Origin of the sequence: Gluconobacter sp. P1D12_c (assembly GCF_018812105.1) — a bacterium.
GTDB classification, from domain to species: domain Bacteria; phylum Pseudomonadota; class Alphaproteobacteria; order Acetobacterales; family Acetobacteraceae; genus Gluconobacter; species Gluconobacter oxydans_A.
In genome coordinates, this window is record NZ_JACSIQ010000494.1 from 1 (window position 1) to 439 (window position 439).

Annotated in this window: 1 protein-coding gene; it reads left to right on the plus strand. The window is 45.8% G+C overall.

What is annotated here, in order from left to right; genetic code table 11:
- Positions 1-439 (plus strand): hypothetical protein (locus KP705_RS17835; protein ID WP_215765252.1); only part of this gene is annotated, 439 nt, incomplete at both ends.

The window sequence follows — 439 nt, forward strand, 5'->3', positions numbered from 1 at the left end:
CGAACGATATTGAGACGATGGAGGATGGCCATCTTGAGTGGTTCTATAATGAGACACTCAATACGCGACTGATACAGAGGTACGGATCGTTTAAGGAGTTCAAGGGGTCTCTTAATGATGAGAGGCTTCGCATCGTTCGAGATCAGTCTGATGGATCTCTGAAGATGATGAAGAAGCGTGTCATCAATGATGCTGAGCTTTTCACGAAGCGTGATGAAGGCGAAGCCACGATAGGTGTCCCTAAATCATTGGATATGTTCGGGCCCGATATTGCTATGGCTCTCTGTGTTGAGCCTTCTCTTGATGGTCGTGTCATCGTTGGTGATGAAATAAAATTCGAGCAGATGGAKAATAWGATTGTTTGGCTGATGCTCCCGCATCATGCTTTCTATAACGTCTCTGAACCCTGTCTTATGGTCCAGAATTATACTCAGACGCC